The sequence below is a fragment of the Streptomyces cinnabarinus genome, assembly GCF_027270315.1.
Lineage (GTDB): Bacteria > Actinomycetota > Actinomycetes > Streptomycetales > Streptomycetaceae > Streptomyces > Streptomyces cinnabarinus.
In genome coordinates this window covers 2,622,877-2,642,363 of sequence record NZ_CP114413.1, presented here as the reverse complement: position 1 = coordinate 2,642,363, position 19,487 = coordinate 2,622,877, and the positions used below count along the sequence as shown (strand labels likewise).

Genomic DNA, 19,487 nt, shown 5'->3' with positions numbered 1-19,487 from the left:
GGACGGAGTCCTACTCCGGCTGTGAGACCTCGGCGTCGTCCGTTTCCGCCGCCTTCTCCTCTGACTTCTCCTCCGCCCGCTCCGGCAGTTCCGCCGACAGTGCCGCCGCGGCCTGCACCACCGGCAGTGCGAGCAGCGCGCCCGCCCCTTCACCGACCCGCACGCCCTGCGTGAGCACCGGCTCCAGCGCCATCCGGTCCAGCGCCTTCGCCTGGCCCGGCTCCCCGCTGTCGTGCGCCGCCAGCCACCAGTCCGGCGCCCGGAACGCGACCCGCTGTCCGACCAGCGCGCAGGCCGCCACCACGACCCCGTCCAGGATCACCGGCATCTTCCGCACCGCACTCTGCAACAGGAACCCGGTGATCGCCGCGAGGTCGGCCCCGCCCACCGTCGCGAGCAACTGCAACTGGTCCCCGAGCACCGGCCGGGCCCGCCGCAGGGCGTCCCGGATCGCCGCGCACTTGCGCATCCACGCGAGGTCGTCGATGGCCAGACCACCACGCCCGGTCACCACCGACGCGTCGGTGCCGCACAGCGCGGCGACCAGCACACCCGCCGCCGTCGTACCGCCCACGCTCACATCGCCGAGCACGACCAGATCCGTACCGGAATCGGCCTCCTCGTCGGCCAGCGCGACCCCGGCCCGGAAGGCCGCCTCGGCCTCCTCCGGCGTCAGCGCGTCCTCGATGTCGATCCGCCCGCTGCCGCGCCGCACCCGATGCCGTACGACATCCTCCGGCAGCGTCTCCGGGTCGCAGTCCAGCGCCATGTCCACGACCCGCACCGGCACCCCGAGCCGCCGCGCCAGCACGGACACCGGCCGGGCGCCCTCCAGGACGTCCCGCACCAACTGGCCCGCACTGCCGGCGGGCCGCGCCGAGACACCCAGTTCGGCGATCCCGTGGTCACCGGCGAACAGCACCACCCGCGGCCGTTCCACCGGCCGCACCGGCACGGTGCCCTGTGCCGCGGCCAGCCACTCACCCAGGTCATCGAGGCGGCCCAGCGATCCGGGCGGCACGATCTGACGCTCCCGGCGCGCCTCCGCGTCGCGGCGCACCCCGCCGTCGGGGCGCTCGATCAGATCGGTGAAGTCGTCGAGATTAAGCGAGCTCATTCGCCGAACAGTACCGGCACCGGTCGAACGGAACGCCGCCACATCGCCACCACACGCATGCGACGTCATTGCACCCAAGATCGCGATCCCATACGTTCCGTTTTGCAGTGGAATGTCGTACGTCCTCAGGGGAGCCGCCCATGCCGCCCGCACGCCGCGACGACTGCCCCTGGTGCGGCTCGGAGCACCTGCGCACCCGCATCGCCACCGACGGCTTCACGCTCGACGAGTGCCACGACTGCGCCCACGCCTTCCAGAACCCCGGCACCGAGGACCCGGACGAGCGCCGGCCGGGCCGCCGACGCCTGCTGGCCACCGCCCGGGTGATGCTGCCCTTCCCGGAGCCGGAGAGCTGGCTGGACGTCGGCACCGGCGACGGAGCGTTCCCGGCGGCGGCGAAGGAGCTCTTCCCGTACACGTCCTTCGACGGGGTGGACCCCACGGGCAGGGTGGAGCGGGCACGGGCGGCGGACCGCGTGGAGGAGGCCTACGCGGGCGACCTGACCAACCCCCACCTCATGGCACATCTGCGCGCCCGCTACGACGTGGTCAGCGTCCTGCACCACCTGCCGGACACGCCGAACCCCCGCGAACACCTGCGAGCGGCCCTGACGGCACTCCGTCCGGGCGGCCACCTCCTGCTCGAACTCCCCGACCCCCAGGGCACGTTCGCGCAGCTCCTCGGCCGCTGGTGGCACCCCCGCACCCGGCCCCGCCACCTCGTGCCGCTGGACAACATCCGCGCCGAACTGGACACCCAGTCCTGCACGGTCCTCACCGCGACCCGCCCCCGCCTCGCCCCGACGTACCGGATCATCGCCCGCAGACAGGCCGCCTAGGCCCTACCCCCGCAACGTCACCGCCTGCCCCGCCACCACCAACAGCACGTGCTCGCACTCACCCGCGAACGCCGCGTTCAACCGCCCCAGTTCATCCCGGTACCGCCGCCCCGACGCGGTCGCCGGAACAATCCCCGACCCCACCTCGTTCGACACCGCCACCACGGTCCGCCGAGCGGCACGCACCGCCGACGTCAGCCCCCGCACCCGGTCCCGCAGGGCACGCTCCCCGCCGTCCGCCCACACCGCGTCGTCCCACGCCCCGACGGAGTCCATCGCGTCCGTCAGCCACAGCGACAGACAGTCGATCAGCAACGGCGCCCCGTCCTCCGCCAGCAACGGCACCAGGTCGCACGTCTCCTCCGTACGCCAGGACCCCGGCCGCCGGTCCCGGTGCGCGGTCACCCGGGCCGCCCACTCGGCGTCCCCGCCGCGCAGCCCGCCGGTCGCGACGTACAGCACGTCCGGGAACGCCTCAAGACGACGCTCCGCCTCCACCGACTTCCCGGACCGCGCGCCGCCCAGCACCAGCGTCCGCCGCGGCACGTCCGGCACCTCCCCGTACGCCCCCACCACGAGCGTCGTCCCGTCCGGCACCGCCCGCGCCCCCAGGGACGCCAGCCGACGCCGCAACTCCGCCCCCGGCGGCACGTCATGGTCCAGATGCACGGCGATGACATCCGTCGTCGGCCGAATCGCCCCCACCGCCCGCAACCGGGCCAGCGCGTCCGGCCGCACCGTCACATCGGCGACGACCATGTCGTACGTACCGACGTCGCCGTCCTCGACCCCGGCCGGCGCGCTCCCGGGCGGCAGGTACAGCAGCCGCTGACCGTCGGGCCCGGTCACCGCGTACCCCGTGCCGCCCGCGTCCATCGCCAGCGCCCGCACGCGATGTCCCGTCAGCAGCGCCAACTCCCGCCCGTCCGGCACCCGGCCGGGCGCGGGCAGCCCGGCGGGCACCTCGACAGCAGGTCCGTCGTGCGGATGCGAGAGCAGCACCTGCCGTACGCCGCCCAGGGACTTGCCCGCCCGCGCCGCCGCGAACGCCGCGCCGGGCGTCAGGTCCAGCAGCAGCGCCCCGTCGAGGAGCAGCGCGGTCGCCGCTCGTACGTCGGCCCCGAGGGCGGTCGCGCAGGCCGCACAGGGACAGTCGGGGCGGGGGAGGCCCGCCGGGGCACCGGTGCCGAGCAATGTCAGTTCCACACCATGATTTTCACCGGTCACCGGCCGACGAGCGAGCCCCGATAGTCTGACCTGCACCAGTGCTCACCCAGGGAGGCCTGCATGGCGACATGGACGTGGCGGTTCGAGAAGTCCGACGGGACGGAGACCGCCCCCGCGGTGGAGCCCGAGGAGTTCACGACACAGGGAGACGCCGAGTCCTGGATCGGAGAGGTCTGGAAGGACCTGATGGCCGGAGGCGTGGACCAGGTCCGTCTGTTCGAGGACACCACGGAGATCTACGGGCCGATGAGCCTGCACGCCGACGAGTAGGCCGGGAGCGGAGAGGGGGCGGCCGTACGCGAACGGCCGCCCCTTTCTCATCGCCCGCCTGGGCCTATTGCTCGCCCAGCGTCACGTCCACCGTCTTCTCGCCGCTGCCGCGCGTGTACGTCACCGTCGTCCGGTCGCCCGGTTCCGCCGCGGCCAGCACCTCGGCGAGCGAGGTGATGGTCGTGATGTCCGAGTCGCCCAACCCGGTGATGACGTCCCCCGGCCGGATCCCGGCGTCGTCCGCCGCCCCGCCCTCCCGGACCTCGACCACGGCCACCCCCGCGGCCCGGTAGTCGTCGTTCACCACCGTCCGCCCGGTGATGCCGAGCGCCGCCCGCCCGGAGTCCGTGACCCTGCCGTCCTCGATGATCTGGTCGGCCACCGTCTTCACCATCGACGCCGGGATGGCGAACCCGATCCCGGGCGCCGAGCCCTCCCCGAGACGGGGGTCGACGGCGGCCAGCGTCGGGATGCCGATCACCTCGCCGTCCAGGTCCACCAGCGCGCCCCCGCTGTTGCCGGGGTTGATCGCGGCCGAGGTCTGCACCATGTTGGCGATGGTCGCGCCGATACCGCCCTCGTCGCCGGACTCGGTGACGGTCCGTCCGGTCGCCGAGACGATGCCCTGGGTGACGCTGGAGGACAGACCCAGCGGGGAGCCCATCGCCAGCACGATCTGGCCGACCTCGACCTTCGCGGAGTCCCCGAACCGGGCGGGCTTCAGACCGTCCGGCACCCGGTCCAGCCTGATCACCGCGAGGTCCTGCTCGGGGTAGGAGTACACGAGCCGCGCGGCCAGCTCCTCCTCGCTGTTGGCGGTCGTCACCCGGAAGGTCTTCCCGTCCCCGACGACATGCGCGTTGGTGACGATGTGCCCCCGGTCGTCGTAGACCACCCCCGAGCCCAGATCGCCGGCGGCCTGGATCTGCACGACCGACGGCAGGACGTCCCTGATCACCTTCAGGTAGTCGTCCTGGAGTTCACCGGCCGCGGCGGGCACGGCCGCCTGCGTCGTCGTGGCGCGCGCCGCCGCCCCCGAACCGGACCCGGCGCCGGTGCACCCCGGGACCAGGCCGACCGGACAGACCAGGGCCACGGAACACAGCAGCGCGCGGGCACGGGAGGCACTCATGCCCCCGAGTCTCACTTCGCGAGGTGGCTCCGGCCCCCGCTGAACGCCCGAATGGGGCCCGGCACGGGGGTCGGCACAGGAGGGCTCAGCCCCGGACCCCGCACAGATGCAGCAGCGCCGCGACACCCCGGTACGGATCCGTCCGCCCCGCCCGCTCCTCGGCCGCCAGCAGGGCCGTCAGGCCAGCGGGGATCGGGGCGTCGTCCGGCGCGGTGTCCGTGAAGACCCGCACGCCGTACCAGGAGTGCAGCGGGGCGCCGATACCGGCCAGCGTCGCCGTCAGGGTGGCCAGCCGGTCCGCCCGCACGTCCAGGCCGAGGCGGTTGCGGTAGGCGGTGGTGTCGAAGGCGGCCAGCGCCCCGGTCCAGTCGCCGGACAGACCCGGGCGCATCGCCAGCGCGTCGGCATTGCGGACCAGCAGCGAGAGCAGCCCGCCCGGCGCCAGCATCCGGGCCATGCCCGCCAACAGCGGATCGGGCTCCTCGACGTACATCAGCACGCCATGGCAGAGCACCACGTCGAAGCTGCCCGGCAGGAAGTGCACCCCGGTGTCCCGGCCGTCGCCCTCGATGATCCGCATCCGCTCGCGGATCCCGTCCGGCTCCGACGCCAGCGACCGCCGCGCCTCGGCGATCATCGTCGAGTCCTGCTCCAGGCCGGTCACCTGATGACCGGCCCGAGCGAGCCGCAGCGCCTGGGTGCCCTGACCCATACCGACGTCGAGGATCCGCAGCCGCTGCCCCACCGGGTACCGCCCGGCTATCTGCTCATCGAGCTGCCGGGCCACCAGCTCCTGTCGTACGACGTCCCGCAGTCCGCCCAGCCCGCTCAGCCAGGCATCCGCCGCGCCCCCGGAGAACGGCGTCGTGCTCAGGGCCGCTCTCCGCGCTTGACCTGCGGCTTCGGCAGCCGGAGTCGGCGCATCTGGAGGGAGCGCATCAGGGCGTAGGCGACCGCGCCACGCTTGTTGTCGTCCGGGAAGCGTTCGTTCAGCTGCTTCTTGAGGCGGAAGCCGGTGACGATCGAGTCGAGCACGATCAGCACGATCACGACCAGCCACAGCAGCAGCGCGATTTCTTGCAGGGAGCCCACCCGGACCATGCTCAGCACGAGGATGATCACGGCCATCGGGAGGAAGAACTCCGCGACGTTGAAGCGCGAGTCGACGAAGTCACGGGCATGCCGGCGCACCGGGCCCTTGTCACGAGCGGGCAGATACCGCTCGTCGCCGCTCGCCAGCGCCTCGCGCTGCTTGGACAGCGCCTGTCGGCGCTCCTCGCGGGAACGCTTGGCCGCCTCCTTGCGCGTGGTCGGCGTATTGGCGACGCTGCGGCGCTGGGACTGGGCCTCACTGCGCTTGGGCGTGGGCCTGCCCTTCGGGGCCTGCGGGTCGCGGGTCTGCTTGGAGTCGGTCAGCGGCGCCTTGTCGGCGGCCGATGCCTTCTCTTCCTTGGCACGGCTACGGAACACAAAACCCAAGGGTACGGGGTACCCGCGCATGGACCCCAGTCCGGTGGGGAACGAATCGGCAACACCAGTCGTCAAGTAGGGGACAGAGGGGACGTTGCCAGCGTTTCCGGGAACCCCGGGGAACACCTACTCCCTACGCCGGAGCCCGAGCGTCAGCAGTCGTCCTTGGGGATGAGCGCATCCGTCCCCGAACAGTGCGGTAATGGATGCAGGGCCCGTACTGTGGGTTCTGTCGCAGGAGCTGGAGCTGGAGTCCGTCAGAAGGGGGCGCGCGAAGCCCATGAGCGGTGTCATGAAGCGTATGGGGATGATCTTCCGCGCGAAGGCGAACAAGGCCCTTGACCGGGCCGAGGACCCGCGCGAGACCCTCGATTACTCGTACCAGAAGCAGCTGGAACTGCTCCAGAAGGTGCGCCGCGGCGTCGCGGACGTGGCGACCAGCCGCAAGCGCCTGGAGCTTCAGCTCAACCAGCTTCAGTCGCAGTCGTCCAAGCTGGAGGACCAGGGCCGCAAGGCGCTCGCGCTCGGCCGGGAGGACCTGGCCCGCGAGGCGCTCTCCCGTCGCGCCGCCCTCCAGCAGCAGGTGACCGACCTGGAGACCCAGCACGCCACCCTCCAGGGCGAGGAGGAGAAGCTCACCCTCGCGGCCCAGCGGCTCCAGGCCAAGGTCGACGCCTTCCGTACGAAGAAGGAGACGATCAAGGCCACCTACACCGCGGCCCAGGCGCAGACCCGGATCGGCGAGGCGTTCTCCGGCATCTCCGAGGAGATGGGCGACGTCGGCATGGCGATCCAGCGCGCCGAGGACAAGACCGCGCAGCTCCAGGCGCGGGCCGGCGCCATCGACGAACTGCTCGCCTCCGGTGCCCTCGACGACCCCACCGGCATGCACAAGGACGACATCCAGGCCGAGCTGGACCGGCTCTCCGGTGGTACGGATGTAGAGCTGGAACTGCAGCGCATGAAGGCCGAGCTGGCCGGCGGCACATCGTCGCAGCAGCAGGCCATCGAGGGCGGCAACGGCCAGAACCAGCAGTCCCAGCAGCCGCAGGACACCCCGCGGTTCGACAAGCAGTAGGTCCCACGCCTAGGAGGGCGACATGATCGTACGGATCATGGGGGAGGGGCAGGTGAGGCTGGACGACAGCCACCTCACCGAGCTGAACAAGCTGGACGACGAGCTGCTCGCCGAGATGGAGAACGGCGACGGCCCCGGCTTCCGCCGCACCCTCCAGGCCCTCCTGACGAAGGTCCGCGACCTGGGCGACCCCCTCCCGGACGACGCCCTGGAACCCTCGGACCTGATCCTCCCGTCCCCGGACGCGACCTTGGAAGACGTCCGGGACATGCTGAGCGACGACGGCTTGATTCCGGGCTGAGGATGTCTCCGGTGCGGTGTCGCGCCCCGTCAGGGGCGCGGGGCCGGATCGATGTGCGGCTCCGCCGCGTGGGCGCGACCAGCCCCACCGGTCCGCAGATTCATCACGGTTCTTCCGCCGGAGGCAAGCGGCTACCGTAATCAGCCGTGAACACCCTCGACCGAGCCCGAGCCCACCTCAAGGCCCACCCCCTCGCCCTGGACGCGGCCCTCGCCGCCGCCGTCCTGCTCTGCATGGTGGCCGGCTCGTTCGTGGACCCGCACGGCAAGGACGGCGTCACCTGGGGCGTCCGCACCCCCGACACCCCGAGCCTGGTCCTGATCACCCTCGGCGCCATGGCCCTGGTCTTCCGCCGCATCGCCCCCAGAACCGTGCTCGCCGTCACCGGCGCCTTCACCGTCATCGAGAACATCACCGGCGACCCCCGAGCCCCCGTCGCCATGGCCGCGGTCGTCGCCCTCTACACCGTCGCCTCCGCCACCGACCGCCCCACCACCTGGCGCATCGGCCTGCTCACCATGACCGTGCTGACCGGCTCCGCCATGTTCGTCGGCCCCCTGCCCTGGTACGCCCAGGAGAACCTCGCGATCTTCGCCTGGACCGGTATGGCCGCCACCGCCGGCGACGCCATCCGCAGCCGCCGCGCCTTCGTCGACGCCATCCGGGAACGCGCCGAGAGAGCGGAGCGCACCCGCGAGGAGGAGGCTCGCCGCCGGGTCGCCGAGGAGCGCCTGCGCATCGCCCGGGATCTGCACGACGTCGTCGCCCACCACATCGCCCTGGTCAATGTGCAGGCCGGAGTCGCCGCCCACGTCATGGACAAGCGCCCCGACCAGGCCAAGGAGGCCCTGGCCCACGTACGCGAGGCCAGCCGCTCCGCGCTCAACGAACTGCGCGCCACCGTCGGCCTGCTCCGCCAGTCCGGCGACCCCGAGGCACCCACCGAACCCGCCCCCGGCCTGGAGCGCCTGGACGAACTCGTCGGCACCTTCCGCAGCGCGGGCCTCCAGGTCGAAGTCGCCCGCGCCGACCAGGGCACGACCCTGCCCGCCGCCGTCGATCTCGCCGCCTACCGGGTCATCCAGGAAGCCCTCACCAATGTCCAGAAGCACGCGGGGGGCGAGGCGAAGGCCGAGGTCAGCGTCGTCCGGGTGGGACCCCATGTGGAGATCACGGTCCTCGACGACGGCACCCACGACGAGCCGGCCCCCGCCTCCGGCGGCGGCCACGGACTGCTCGGCATGCGCGAACGCGTCACCGCCCTGCGCGGCACCCTGACCACGGGTCCCCGCTACGGCGGTGGTTTCCGGGTCCATGCGATCCTGCCGGTCAAGGCCCGTACCGCCGCCACGGGGGAGACCGTATGACCATCCGTGTCCTGCTCGCCGACGACCAGGCTCTGCTGCGCAGCGCCTTCCGTGTCCTGGTGGACTCCGAGCCCGACATGGAGGTCGTCGGCGAGGCGTCCGACGGCGCGGAGGCGGTGGTACTGGCGAAGGAGCAGCGCGCCGATGTCGTTCTCATGGACATCCGGATGCCCGGCACCGACGGCCTCGCCGCCACCCGGCTGATCAGCGCGGACCCCTCCCTCGCTCACGTTCGCGTCGTCATACTCACCACCTTCGAGGTCGACGACTACGTCGTGCAGTCGCTGCGCGCCGGGGCCTCCGGCTTCCTCGGCAAGGGCTCCGAGCCCGACGAACTGCTGAACGCCATCCGGGTCGCCGCCGGTGGCGAGGCGCTGCTCTCCCCGGCCGCCACCAAGGGCCTGATCGCCCGCTTCCTCGCCCAGGGCGGCGCCGGGGACGAGGACCACGACCCGGCCCGGGCCGAACGGCTCGACGCGCTGACCGTCCGGGAGCGCGAGGTGCTGGTGCAGGTCGCGGGCGGCCACTCCAACGACGAGATCGCCGAGCGCCTGGAGGTCAGCCCGCTGACGGTGAAGACCCACGTCAACCGGGCCATGGCCAAACTGGGCGCCCGGGACCGGGCCCAGCTCGTGGTGATCGCGTACGAGTCGGGGCTGGTCCGTCCAAGGGTGGACTGAGCGCAGGCCGTGTACTGCGGCCGGAGTATGCGCGGGATAAGGAAACGGGACCTCGGGGCTACGAATGAGGGGTTCCGGATGGCTCAGGGTGTAGAGGCCGCTCGCTCTACGGAAGAGAGACCCTGATCCCATGTCCTGGCTGTCCAGATTCAGCCTCGCGCAACGAGCCCTGATCGGGCTCATGTCGATCATCGCGCTCGCCTTCGGAGCGATCGCGATACCCCAGCTCAAGCAGCAGCTCCTGCCGTCCATAGAGCTGCCCATGGTGTCGGTGCTCGCGCCGTACCAGGGCGCGTCCCCGGACGTGGTGGAGAAGCAGGTCGTCGAGCCCATCGAGGACAGCCTCGAAGGCGTCGACGGCATCACCGGAGTCACCTCGACCGCCAGCGAGGGCAACGCCCTGATCATGGCGTCCTTCGACTACGGCAACGACACCCAGCAGCTCGTCGCCGATGTCCAGCAGGCCGTCAACCGGGCCCGCGTCCAGCTCCCGGACGAGGTCGACCCGCAGGTCGTCGCCGGTTCCACGGACGACATGCCGACCGTGGTGCTCGCCGTCACCGCCGACAAGGACCAGCAGGCCCTGGCCGACCAGCTCGACACCACGGTCGTACCGGAGCTGAAGGACATCGACGGCGTCGGCCAGGTCACCGTCGACGGTGTGCGCGACCTCCAGGTCACCATCACCCCGGACGACAAGAAGCTGGCCAAGGCCGGGCTGACCGCGCAGTCGCTCACTCAGGCCCTCCAGACGGGCGGCGCGACCGTGCCGGCCGGCTCCTTCGACGAGGACGGCGCCAACCGGACCGTCCGGGTCGGCGGCGGCTTCACCACGCTGGAGCAGATCGAGAACCTCCGCATCAAGGGCGACGGCAAGCCGGTCCGCCTCGCCGAGGTCGCCGCGGTCGAGCAGGAGGAGGCCCCGGCCGACTCCCTGACCCGCACCAACGGCGAGCCGAGCCTCGCGGTCATGGTCACCATGGACCGCGACGGCAGCGCGGTCGCCATATCCGACGCGGTGAACGACAAGCTCCCGCAGCTGCGCGCCGACCTCGGCGCCGGTGCCGAGGTGACCGTCGTCAGCGACCAGGGCCCGGCCGTGGCGAAGGCCATCGACGGCCTGACCACCGAGGGCGCGCTGGGCCTGCTCTTCGCGGTCCTGATCATCCTGGTCTTCCTGGCGTCGGTCCGCTCGACACTGGTGACGGCGGTGTCCATCCCGCTGTCGGTCGTCCTCGCGCTGATCGTGCTGTGGACCCGGGACCTGTCCCTGAACATGCTCACCCTGGGCGCCCTGACCATCGCCATCGGCCGGGTCGTGGACGACTCGATCGTGGTGCTGGAGAACATCAAGCGCCACCTCGGCTACGGCGAGGAGCGTGAGCAGGCCATCCTCAAGGCGGTCCGCGAGGTCGCGGGCGCGGTGACGTCCTCGACGCTCACCACGGTCGCCGTCTTCCTCCCGATCGGCCTGGTCGGCGGCATGGTGGGCGAGCTGTTCGGCTCCTTCAGCCTGACCGTGACCGCGGCGCTGCTGGCGTCCCTGCTGGTCTCGCTGACGGTCGTCCCGGTGCTGTCGTACTGGTTCCTGCGCGCCCCGAAGGGCACCCCCGAGGACGCCGAGGAGGCCCGCCGCCGGGCGGAGGAGAAGGAGGCGAAGAGCCGCCTCCAGCGCCTGTACGTCCCCGTCCTGCGGTTCGCCACCCGGCGCCGGCTGACCAGCGTGGCCCTCGCGGTCGTCGTCCTGCTCGGCACCTTCGGCATGGCGCCGCTGCTGAAGACGAACTTCTTCGACCAGGGCGAGCAGGAAGTCCTCACCGTCAAGCAGGAGTTGAAGCCCGGCACCAGCCTGGCGGCGACCGACGCGCAGGCGAAGAAGGTCGAGGAGCTGCTCGGGAGGACCGAGGGCGTCAAGGACTTCCAGGTCACCATCGGCTCGTCCGGCTTCATGGCGGCCTTCGGCGGCGGCACGGACACCAACCAGGCGTCCTACTCGGTGATGCTGGAGGACTCCGCGTCCTCCGCCGACGTCATCGACCGCGTCGAGGACGGCCTGGCCGAGCTCGACGGCATCGGCACGACCACCATCGCGGCCGGTGACGGCTTCGGCAGCCAGGACCTGAGCGTGGTCGTGAAGGCCGCCGACAGGGACGTGCTGCGCGAGGCCGCCGAGGACGTCCGCAAGGCGGTCGCCGGTCTGGACGACGTCACCGACGTCACCAGCGACCTCTCCCAGAGCGTGCCGCGGATCTCGGTCAAGGCCAACGACAAGGCGGCCGCGGCCGGTTTCGACGACGCGACCCTCGGCGCGGCCGTCGCCCAGGCGGTCCGCGGCACCACCGCGGCGCAGGCCACGCTGGACGACGCCGAACGCGACATCGTGATCCGCTCGGCGCAGCCCGCCGAGACCCTCGCCCAGCTCAAGTCGCTGCGCCTGGGCCCGGTGAAGCTGTCCGACGTGGCCACGGTGGAGCTGGTCGACGGACCGGTGTCGATGACCCGGATCGACGGTCAGCGGGCCGCGACCGTCACGGCGAAGCCGACCGGCGAGAACACCGGCGCGGTGAGCGCGGACCTCCAGTCGAAGATCGACGGCCTGGACCTGCCGGCCGGCGCCACCGCCTCCATCGGCGGTGTCTCCGAGGACCAGGACGAGGCGTTCGCCAACCTGGGCCTGGCCATGCTCGCGGCCATCGCGATCGTGTTCATGCTGCTGGTGGCGACCTTCCGCTCGCTGGTCCAGCCGCTGATCCTGCTGGTCTCGATCCCGTTCGCGGCGACGGGCGCGATCGGCCTGCTGATCGTCACCGGCACCCCGATGGGCGTCCCCGCGATGATCGGCATGCTGATGCTGATCGGCATCGTGGTGACCAACGCGATCGTGCTGATCGACCTGATCAACCAGTACCGCAAGCAGGGGTACGGCGTCGTCGAGGCCGTGATCGAGGGCGGCCGCCACCGGCTGCGCCCCATCCTCATGACGGCCCTGGCGACGATCTTCGCCCTGCTCCCGATGGCGCTCGGCGTCACCGGCGAGGGCGGCTTCATCGCCCAGCCGCTGGCGGTGGTCGTGATCGGCGGTCTCATCACCTCGACGCTGCTCACCCTGCTCCTCGTCCCGACGCTCTACGCGATGGTGGAGCTCCGCAAGGAGCGCCGGGCGACGAAGCGCGAGGCGAAGCGGCAGAAGAAGGCGGGCGTCATCGCCCAGCCGAAGGAGAAGTCGGACGAGCCGGAACCCGCGGGCGTCTGACAGCACGACCGGCGGCCGGGTCCCGTACACGCAGGTACGGGACCCGGCCGTATCCTTTGTTCCCAACTGACGTACGGGGGAGAGGGATCGGGGCGTGCCGCTGCACAAGGACGATCCGAAGTCGGTCGGCGGGTACCGACTGGTCGACCGGCTGGGCGCCGGCGGTATGGGCGTCGTCTACCAGGGCAGATCGCGTTCCGGCCGTGAGGTCGCGGTCAAGGTGGTGCACGCGCAGTACGCCTCGGACCCCGTTTTCCGGACCCGGTTCCGGCAGGAGATCGAGGCCGTCCGCAAGGTGAGCGGCGCCTTCACCGCGCCGGTCGTGGACGCCGACCCCGAGGCGGCCCGGCCCTGGATGGCCACGCAGTACGTGCCCGGCCGCTCGCTCGCCTCCCGCATCCGCGAACTGGGCCCGCTGCGCGAGGACGAACTGCGGGGGCTCGCCCTCGGCCTGGTGGAGGCGCTGCGCGACATCCACCGGGCGGGGGTCATCCACCGGGACCTCAAACCCGCCAACGTCCTGCTGGCCGACGACGGCCCCCGCGTCATCGACTTCGGCATCTCCCGGGCGGCGGAGAACAACACCCTCACCGAGACCGGCCAGATGATCGGCACCCCACCGTTCATGTCGCCGGAACAACTCACCGACGCCCGCTCGGTGGGCCCCGCCTCCGACGTCTTCTCACTCGGCGCGCTGCTGGTCTACACCCTCACCGGCCGCGGCCCCTTCGACGCGGACAGCCCCTACCTCACGGCATACCGGGTGGTCCACGACGAACCGGTCCTGGACGGCGTACGACAGCCGCTGCGCACGATCCTGGAGAGCTGCCTGGCCAAGGAGGCGGTGGAGCGGCCCGGACTGGAGGACGTGGCCCAGGAGTTGACGCGGGTGCTCCCCGAGACGGACACCGACGACGCGCAGACGGTGACCCTGCGCGGAGGCATTTCCGTCCTTGCCGACACCGACGGCCCGGACCCGAAGGCAGCCACCTCATCCGGGCGCCGGCGCCGACTGCGCCCGCTGTGGGCGGCGGCCGCCACGATCGGCGCGCTGGCCCTCGGACTGACGGCGTATCTGCTCAGCGGCCCGGGCTGGGCGGACAGCGAGGGAGAGGGCGGCGCGACCCGCGCCCAGGCGGCCGCCTCCCGCTGGACCGAGCAACTCCCGGACGGCTGGCAGCCCTGGCAGACGACGGTGTACGCGACGGCCGAGGAGGGCGTGAAGAAGGGACGCGATCTGGTGGCCGAGGGGGTGGACAGCGGCCCGGAGTGCGAGATGTACGAGGGCTCCGTCTACTGCGCGGGCGACGGGGTGCTGCCCGAGCGTCTCGACGGGCCCACCGGACGGACCGACTGGCGCTCCGACGTGGTGCGGTCCACCAAGGGCAAGGCGTCGTACGTCTACGTGCTGCTCGGCGTCGTGGACGACGCGATGCTCGTCGAGTTCCGGCCCCAGACGGGGCAGGATTCCATGGGCTCGGTCACCGCCTTCGACACGGGGTCCGGGAAGCGGCTCTGGGATCGCGCGGTGAACACCGAATGGACCAGCCCGCACCTCTTCGGCGACCTCGTGATCCTCCCGGACGAGAGCGGCGACGCGGTGACCGCCCGCTCGCCGCGCAGCGGCACCGAACGCTGGACGACGCCGCTGCCGACGGAGCGGTACTGCGATCCGGTGGACAGCGTCGAGGGCTTCTACCTGGAGTGCGTCCCGGACCTCACGAGGCCCGCCGAGGGCATGCTGCTCCTGGGCCTCGACCCGTCCGACGGATCCGGGCGCCGCCTGACGGTGCCCCACCGCGGGACCCTCCTCGGAATGGACGACGGTCACCTGCTCTACCTCGACCCGGCCGAGGACGAGGACGGGAACATCGTCGCGGGCGACGAGGGCCCGTACTCCCGGATCCGGCTGGTGCACCCGGAGACCGGCGCCGGGGCGACGACGAAACTGGCGGAGAACTTCGAGGGCAAGGTGACACTGGCGGACGGCACGCTGTGGTTCACCGGCTCCTCCGGCCAGGTGACCGCGGTGTCGGCCCGGACCGGCCGGCAACTGTGGCAGACGTCGACGAGTCTGGAGCAGCCGAGCGCCGTCACTCACGACCCGCGCACCGGTGTGGTCTACCTGTCCAGCGCCAGCGGCCGAGTCGCCGCCATGGACACCCGGAAGGGCACGCTGCTCTGGGAGACCCTGCCGCGCGCCAAGTGGGTGGCAGGCCAGTCCTCAACGCTGCCCAAGGTGCTGCTCCACCAGGGCGCCCTGGTCGTCCCGACCCCGGCCGGCGACATCTTCACCCTCGACCCGGCCCACCCCGACCGGAAACCCGTGCCGGAGTGAGCGCGCAGTCGAGGTCAGCAGCGGTTGTCCGTGCGAGCCGAGGGGTCTCGCTGCGGGTTGCCGTACCAGATCTGTCCGAAGGCCCGGGTGCACACGGACAGCGTGTTGGTTCCCTCGGACCAGACTTCGCTTCCCGTCGAGCTCCTCGTCCCCAGTAGCTGCGACGACGTCTGGATCGCGGTGCTCACCTTCCATGAGCCCCAGGTGTCACGGAAGCTCTTCCAGACGTAGACGTACGCCCAGTTCTTGCCGCAGCCCGCGAACTGCTTCACAGAGGCGGCGGTCTGGCCGGACGGAGTGGTGATGTACGCGGTCTCCCCGATCTGGGGGACGTCGCCGCAGCCGGGTGCCGATTCGGCGGCCGCCGGGCTTGAGGTGCCTATGACAATGCAGGCTGCAAGTGTGAGTGTGCTGACGGCTGTTGAGAGAAGTCGTCTCATGGTTTCCCCGCTATGAAGCTCGGTTTCCGAGCGTTGGAGACCACATCTCACTACGAGTCGGTGGCGAGCCGCAAGATCAGGAGCGGGGCCCGTGACGCCGCTCACCCCGGCCGGAAACCCGTGCCGGGGTGAGCGCGAGGCAGGTATGACCTACGGCAGTGCCAGCATCCGCTCCAGCGCCAGCTTCGCGAACGCCTCGGTCTCCTTGTCGACCTCGATGCGGTTGACGAGGTTGCCCTCGGCCAGGGACTCCAGGGTCCAGACCAGGTGGGGGAGGTCGATGCGGTTCATGGTGGAGCAGAAGCAGACCGTCTTGTCGAGGAAGACGATCTCCTTGCCCTCCGGCGCGAACCGGTTCGCCAGTCGGCGGACCAGGTTCAGCTCGGTGCCGATGGCCCACTTGGAACCGGCCGGGGCCGCCTCCAGCGCCTTGATGATGTACTCGGTCGAGCCGACGTAGTCCGCCGCGGCCACGACCTCGTGCTTGCACTCCGGGTGGACCAGGACGTTGACGCCCGGGATGCGCTCGCGCACGTCGTTGACCGAGTCCAGCGAGAACCGGCCGTGCACCGAGCAGTGGCCGCGCCACAGGATCATCTTGGCGGCGCGCAGCTCCTCGGCGGTCAGGCCGCCGTTCGGCTTGTGCGGGTTGTAGAGGACGCAGTCCTCCAGGGACATGCCCATGTCGCGGACCGCGGTGTTGCGGCCGAGGTGCTGGTCGGGCAGGAAGAGGACCTTCTCGCCCTGCTCGAACGCCCAGTCCAGGGCCCGCTTGGCGTTGGAGGAGGTACAGATCGTGCCGCCGTGCTTGCCCGTGAACGCCTTGATGTCGGCGGACGAGTTCATGTACGACACCGGCACGACCTGCTCGGCTATCCCGGCCTCGGTCAGCACGTCCCAGCACTCGGCGACCTGCTCGGCGGTGGCCATGTCGGCCATCGAGCACCCGGCGGCGAGGTCGGGCAGGACCACCTTCTGCTCGTCACCGGTCAGGATGTCCGCGGACTCCGCCATGAAGTGCACACCGCAGAAGACGATGTACTCGGCCTCGGGGCGCGCGGCCGCGTCCCGGGCGAGCTTGAAGGAGTCGCCGGTGACGTCCGCGAACTGGATGACCTCGTCGCGCTGGTAGTGGTGGCCGAGCACGAAGACCTTGTCGCCGAGCTTCTCCTTGGCCACGCGGGCGCGCTCGACCAGGTCCGGGTCGGACGGCGAGGGCAGTTCGCCGGGGCACTCCACACCGCGCTCGCTCTTCGGGTCGGCCTCACGGCCGAGGAGCAGCAGGGCGAGGGGCGTCGGCTGTACGTCGAGCTCCTGGGTCTGGGCGGTGGTCACGACACGCACCCTTTCTGTTCTGCGGCTCGCCGGCCGGCGTTCACCGGTCGGCGGGGTCACCATCTGGCTTCTCGTCGAAATGACGCTATCTATCATAACTGCTTCACGTCACTTTGACGATGGGCCATAGCGTCCATGTGACGTGAATCCCTGTGCCCGGCCTTTCATTCCCGAAAGGGCCGTTTTCCGCTTCCCGGCGCGTGTGCGAGCATGAAGAAGGAACCGCACGAACCGGTAAGACAAGCCCCGGCTCGGAATGAATCCGTGGCCCCGCGGGTTGCAACCGTCGGCAAGCAGTCTCCGTACAACCCGGGAGAGATGTAGATGTCCGTATCGGACGAGACCAGCACCGTCACCGACGGCATCGTCCTGACCGACGCCGCCGCGTCCAAGGTCAGGGCCCTGCTCGACCAGGAAGGCCGGGACGACCTCGCCCTGCGCGTCGCCGTCCAGCCCGGCGGCTGCTCCGGCCTGCGCTACCAGCTCTTCTTCGACGAGCGCTCTCTCGACGGCGACGTGGAGAAGGACTTCGACGGCGTCAAGGTCGTCACCGACCGCATGAGCGCGCCGTACCTGGGCGGCGCCACCATCGACTTCGTCGACACGATCGAGAAGCAGGGCTTCACGATCGACAACCCGAACGCCACCGGCTCCTGCGCCTGCGGCGACTCCTTCAGCTGAGCCTGCCTCAGCCTCGCTGAGCCTCGGTTCTACGACGAAGGCGGCGGCCCCCTCCGACGGGGCCGCCGCCTTCGTGCCTTCCGGGGCGCCTACCGGGCCCCGGAGGTCTCCGGCAGCCGGGCGCCCTCCTTCTCCAGCGGTACCGCCTTGCCGTCCGAGCCCACCACCCGACGGTCACCGAGCGGCTGCTCCAGCTGAACCGTGCGGTGGTAGAACTTGGCGATCTGGATGCAGATCTTGTCGGGCCACGGCGTCTCGGTCACCGTGACCCGCACCTCGTCACCGCTCTCGCGCGCCGTCACCTCGTAGTCGGCGCAGACACCCCCGGTGAAGGCGACGGTCAGCTCCTTGCCCTCGGCCGTGTAGCCGTCGACGTTCACGTCCTGGGTGGCGGTGCCGGTGCCCGCGCTCGGCCCGGTCGGCCGCGGGCTCGGCTGCTCGGTCGGGGTGCCGGACGACGCCGGGGAGGCCAGGAACTTCGGGTCGATCGCCGGATGCGTCACCGTGAAGCTGTCCTGCGCGCCCGGCGCCCGCACCTGGAACAGCCACGACGGCACCAGCGCCTGCTGGGCGTCCACGTGGTGCGCGGCCAGCCCGAACACGGCCTTCTCGACCTCGATGGTCTCCTGCTTCGCCGGCTTCCCCGGCTCCGCGCAGGGGTCCTGCTCCTCCAGCGGCACCGGACTGGCACAGCCGCCGATGCCCGCCTGCGGATCGCCGGCGGGCGCCGTGTTCATCAGTGCGAGCGTCTTCTCCGCGCTCAGTACGGGATAGGTGTCGCTCTTCACCAGCGCCTTCAGCTGACCGCTGCCGGCGACCACCTCACCCTGCGCGCTGACGGTCACCCCGGTCGTCCAGCCGTAGGTGGGCAGCCCGCCGACCACCGGCTCGGCGTTCACCACCCGCTGGGCGTCCATGACCTGGCTCGCGTCGAGCTTGGCGTCGTCCTGCCCCACCGCCTTCAGCACCGGCGCCGCGGCCTTCTTCGCCGCCGCCTCGCTCACCGGGTCCACGGTGGCACCGCCGGGCTTCTCGGCGCACCAGGTCGTGCTCTGGCAGTTGTCGGTGCCGGGGGCGTAGCGCTGGAAGGTCCAGGTGCCCGGCGCCTGCTGGTTCACCTGGAGGGACGGACCCGTCCCGTCCTTGCCGCCGATCCGCCAGGCCTGCCCCTGGAGCACCGGCTTCCCGGTCACCCCGAGCGCCTTGGCGAGCCGCGCCACCTCGTCCTCGGTGACCTGACCCCGGGCCCGGTACACGGCGGCCGAGTCGGGCCCGTCGGGCAGCGCGCCGTCCGCCTTGAAGGTGGCGCCGTACGGATTCGGCTCCCCGGGCGCGATTCCGCCGCCGGACCCCTCGGAGTACCCGTCGAGCGCGAGCGGCGGGGGAGTGTCGGCTCCGGGCGCCCCGGAGGACGTACCCCCGTCGGACCCGTCCGAGCCGTCGGACGCGGTGGTGGCGAGGTAGGCCCCGCCGCCGCCGACGAGCAGAACGGCGGCGGCGACGGAGGCGATGATCACAGGGGAACGGCGCCGCCCGGGACCGGAGCCCGCGGCGGGCTCCGTGCTCTCGTCGGCCCCGACGACGTCGGGCTGCGCCGGGTCGGGCTCGGCCGCGTCGTCGTTGTCGGGTCGCTCGGTGTTCACCGCATCGCTCCTTGGGTCGTATCCCGCATCCCCTTCCCAGGGGACGTCGATGGGACGCGGCACACGAGCCTGCGGTTCCCCCGAGCGAGCCGAATCAGTCGCCGTAGTCCGACATGGCGTCCAGCAGCCGTGCGGACGTGCTCGGCACCTTCACTCCGTGGATGAGCGAGGGGGAGACCGGCAGTGCGGCGATCCGGTCCGGGGCGTGCCAGTGGGGAGCCATCCGAGCGCAGTCACCGCGCAGCGTCGCCAGGTCGCCTTCCGCGTCCACCGGGACGGGAACCGGAGCCTTGAGTTTCGTCATAGCGGAACCGTA

18 protein-coding genes are annotated in these 19,487 nt (G+C 71.4%); 9 read left to right on the top strand and 9 right to left on the bottom strand.

Going from position 1 to position 19,487, the window contains the following annotated elements:
• Nucleotides 1-10 precede the first annotated feature (10 nt).
• Nucleotides 11-1,117, bottom strand: coding sequence for a nicotinate-nucleotide--dimethylbenzimidazole phosphoribosyltransferase (cobT, locus tag STRCI_RS11940; protein WP_269658876.1), 1,107 nt, complete (start codon nucleotides 1,115-1,117; stop codon nucleotides 11-13).
• 140 nt (nucleotides 1,118-1,257) lie between these two features.
• On the opposite strand from cobT, the gene STRCI_RS11935 reads away from it, so the two are divergent.
• Entirely contained in the window at nucleotides 1,258-1,956 is a 699-nt protein-coding gene (locus STRCI_RS11935; protein ID WP_269658875.1) for a class I SAM-dependent methyltransferase, read from the top strand.
• A gap of 3 nt (nucleotides 1,957-1,959) precedes the next feature.
• Here STRCI_RS11935 and STRCI_RS11930 read toward each other — a convergent pair whose 3' ends face one another.
• Nucleotides 1,960-3,162: a bifunctional adenosylcobinamide kinase/adenosylcobinamide-phosphate guanylyltransferase gene (locus tag STRCI_RS11930; protein WP_269658874.1), complete on the bottom strand. Its 1,203-nt coding sequence runs from the start codon at nucleotides 3,160-3,162 to the stop codon at nucleotides 1,960-1,962.
• A gap of 81 nt (nucleotides 3,163-3,243) precedes the next feature.
• Here STRCI_RS11930 and STRCI_RS11925 point away from each other — a divergent pair, with 81 nt between their 5' ends.
• A complete protein-coding gene (locus STRCI_RS11925) occupies nucleotides 3,244-3,453 on the top strand; it encodes a hypothetical protein (RefSeq protein WP_015660978.1) in 210 nt (69 codons plus the stop codon).
• 64 nt (nucleotides 3,454-3,517) lie between these two features.
• On the opposite strand, the gene STRCI_RS11920 is transcribed toward STRCI_RS11925, so the two are convergent.
• From STRCI_RS11920 to STRCI_RS11910, 3 genes are all read right to left on the bottom strand, one after another.
• Nucleotides 3,518-4,585 (bottom strand): S1C family serine protease, encoded by a 1,068-nt coding sequence (locus tag STRCI_RS11920; RefSeq protein WP_269658873.1) that lies wholly within the window; start codon nucleotides 4,583-4,585, stop codon nucleotides 3,518-3,520.
• A gap of 85 nt (nucleotides 4,586-4,670) precedes the next feature.
• Nucleotides 4,671-5,372: a class I SAM-dependent methyltransferase gene (locus tag STRCI_RS11915; RefSeq protein WP_269658872.1), complete on the bottom strand. Its 702-nt coding sequence runs from the start codon at nucleotides 5,370-5,372 to the stop codon at nucleotides 4,671-4,673.
• A gap of 83 nt (nucleotides 5,373-5,455) precedes the next feature.
• Nucleotides 5,456-6,085, bottom strand: a complete 630-nt coding sequence (locus STRCI_RS11910) for a DUF3043 domain-containing protein (RefSeq protein WP_269658871.1) — start codon at nucleotides 6,083-6,085, stop codon at nucleotides 5,456-5,458.
• A gap of 250 nt (nucleotides 6,086-6,335) precedes the next feature.
• Between STRCI_RS11910 and STRCI_RS11905 the strand changes: the two genes are divergently transcribed.
• The 6 genes from STRCI_RS11905 to STRCI_RS11880 all read left to right on the top strand — a co-directional run bounded on the left by STRCI_RS11905 (nucleotide 6,336) and on the right by STRCI_RS11880 (nucleotide 15,072).
• Nucleotides 6,336-7,133 carry a PspA/IM30 family protein gene (locus STRCI_RS11905; RefSeq protein ID WP_269658870.1) on the top strand — a complete coding sequence of 266 codons (798 nt, stop codon included), beginning with the start codon at nucleotides 6,336-6,338 and terminating at the stop codon, nucleotides 7,131-7,133.
• A gap of 22 nt (nucleotides 7,134-7,155) precedes the next feature.
• Nucleotides 7,156-7,434 (top strand): PspA-associated protein PspAA, encoded by a 279-nt coding sequence (gene pspAA, locus STRCI_RS11900; protein ID WP_269658869.1) that lies wholly within the window; start codon nucleotides 7,156-7,158, stop codon nucleotides 7,432-7,434.
• Between the two features lie 146 nt (nucleotides 7,435-7,580).
• Nucleotides 7,581-8,801, top strand: coding sequence for a sensor histidine kinase (locus tag STRCI_RS11895; protein WP_269658868.1), 1,221 nt, complete (start codon nucleotides 7,581-7,583; stop codon nucleotides 8,799-8,801).
• A complete protein-coding gene (locus STRCI_RS11890) occupies nucleotides 8,798-9,481 on the top strand; it encodes a response regulator (protein WP_269658867.1) in 684 nt (227 codons plus the stop codon). The genes STRCI_RS11895 and STRCI_RS11890 overlap by 4 nt, the downstream gene beginning before the upstream one ends.
• 130 nt (nucleotides 9,482-9,611) lie before the next feature.
• The gene (locus STRCI_RS11885; RefSeq protein ID WP_269658866.1) at nucleotides 9,612-12,734 is read left to right on the top strand and encodes an efflux RND transporter permease subunit; all 3,123 of its coding nucleotides are present in this window, start codon (nucleotides 9,612-9,614) and stop codon (nucleotides 12,732-12,734) included.
• A 94-nt stretch (nucleotides 12,735-12,828) separates the two neighbouring features.
• Nucleotides 12,829-15,072, top strand: coding sequence for a protein kinase domain-containing protein (locus tag STRCI_RS11880; protein WP_269658865.1), 2,244 nt, complete (start codon nucleotides 12,829-12,831; stop codon nucleotides 15,070-15,072).
• A 14-nt stretch (nucleotides 15,073-15,086) separates the two neighbouring features.
• On the opposite strand, the gene STRCI_RS11875 is transcribed toward STRCI_RS11880, so the two are convergent.
• Both STRCI_RS11875 and nadA read right to left on the bottom strand, forming a co-directional pair.
• Nucleotides 15,087-15,512 (bottom strand): hypothetical protein, encoded by a 426-nt coding sequence (locus STRCI_RS11875; RefSeq protein ID WP_269658864.1) that lies wholly within the window; start codon nucleotides 15,510-15,512, stop codon nucleotides 15,087-15,089.
• Nucleotides 15,513-15,662: 150 nt separating this feature from the next.
• Nucleotides 15,663-16,847 (bottom strand): quinolinate synthase NadA, encoded by a 1,185-nt coding sequence (gene nadA, locus STRCI_RS11870; protein WP_269658863.1) that lies wholly within the window; start codon nucleotides 16,845-16,847, stop codon nucleotides 15,663-15,665.
• Between the two features lie 324 nt (nucleotides 16,848-17,171).
• Here nadA and STRCI_RS11865 point away from each other — a divergent pair, with 324 nt between their 5' ends.
• Complete coding sequence (locus tag STRCI_RS11865) at nucleotides 17,172-17,528, top strand: HesB/IscA family protein (RefSeq protein ID WP_269658862.1); 357 nt, start codon at nucleotides 17,172-17,174, stop codon at nucleotides 17,526-17,528.
• An 89-nt stretch (nucleotides 17,529-17,617) separates the two neighbouring features.
• Here the strand turns inward: STRCI_RS11865 and STRCI_RS11860 are convergent, their stop codons facing one another.
• On the bottom strand, nucleotides 17,618-19,171 hold the full coding sequence (locus STRCI_RS11860; protein ID WP_269658861.1) for a flagellar basal body-associated FliL family protein: 1,554 nt from the start codon (nucleotides 19,169-19,171) through the stop codon (nucleotides 17,618-17,620).
• Between the two features lie 94 nt (nucleotides 19,172-19,265).
• Nucleotides 19,266-19,475 (bottom strand): hypothetical protein, encoded by a 210-nt coding sequence (locus STRCI_RS11855; protein ID WP_269658860.1) that lies wholly within the window; start codon nucleotides 19,473-19,475, stop codon nucleotides 19,266-19,268.
• Between the last annotated feature and the right edge of the window lie 12 nt (nucleotides 19,476-19,487).

Bases quoted from the DNA above. Each gene is read 5' to 3' on its own strand.
- cobT (WP_269658876.1), bottom strand. From the start codon at position 1,117: ATGAGCTCGCTTAATCTCGACGACTTCACCGATCTGATCGAGCGCCCC.
- STRCI_RS11935 (WP_269658875.1), top strand. From the start codon at position 1,258: ATGCCGCCCGCACGCCGCGACGACTGCCCCTGGTGCGGCTCGGAGCAC.
- STRCI_RS11925 (WP_015660978.1), top strand. From the start codon at position 3,244: ATGGCGACATGGACGTGGCGGTTCGAGAAGTCCGACGGGACGGAGACC.
- STRCI_RS11920 (WP_269658873.1), bottom strand. From the start codon at position 4,585: ATGAGTGCCTCCCGTGCCCGCGCGCTGCTGTGTTCCGTGGCCCTGGTC.
- STRCI_RS11910 (WP_269658871.1), bottom strand. From the start codon at position 6,085: ATGCGCGGGTACCCCGTACCCTTGGGTTTTGTGTTCCGTAGCCGTGCC.
- STRCI_RS11905 (WP_269658870.1), top strand. From the start codon at position 6,336: ATGAGCGGTGTCATGAAGCGTATGGGGATGATCTTCCGCGCGAAGGCG.
- pspAA (WP_269658869.1), top strand. From the start codon at position 7,156: ATGATCGTACGGATCATGGGGGAGGGGCAGGTGAGGCTGGACGACAGC.
- STRCI_RS11890 (WP_269658867.1), top strand. From the start codon at position 8,798: ATGACCATCCGTGTCCTGCTCGCCGACGACCAGGCTCTGCTGCGCAGC.
- STRCI_RS11885 (WP_269658866.1), top strand. From the start codon at position 9,612: ATGTCCTGGCTGTCCAGATTCAGCCTCGCGCAACGAGCCCTGATCGGG.
- STRCI_RS11875 (WP_269658864.1), bottom strand. From the start codon at position 15,512: ATGAGACGACTTCTCTCAACAGCCGTCAGCACACTCACACTTGCAGCC.
- STRCI_RS11865 (WP_269658862.1), top strand. From the start codon at position 17,172: ATGTCCGTATCGGACGAGACCAGCACCGTCACCGACGGCATCGTCCTG.
- STRCI_RS11855 (WP_269658860.1), bottom strand. From the start codon at position 19,475: ATGACGAAACTCAAGGCTCCGGTTCCCGTCCCGGTGGACGCGGAAGGC.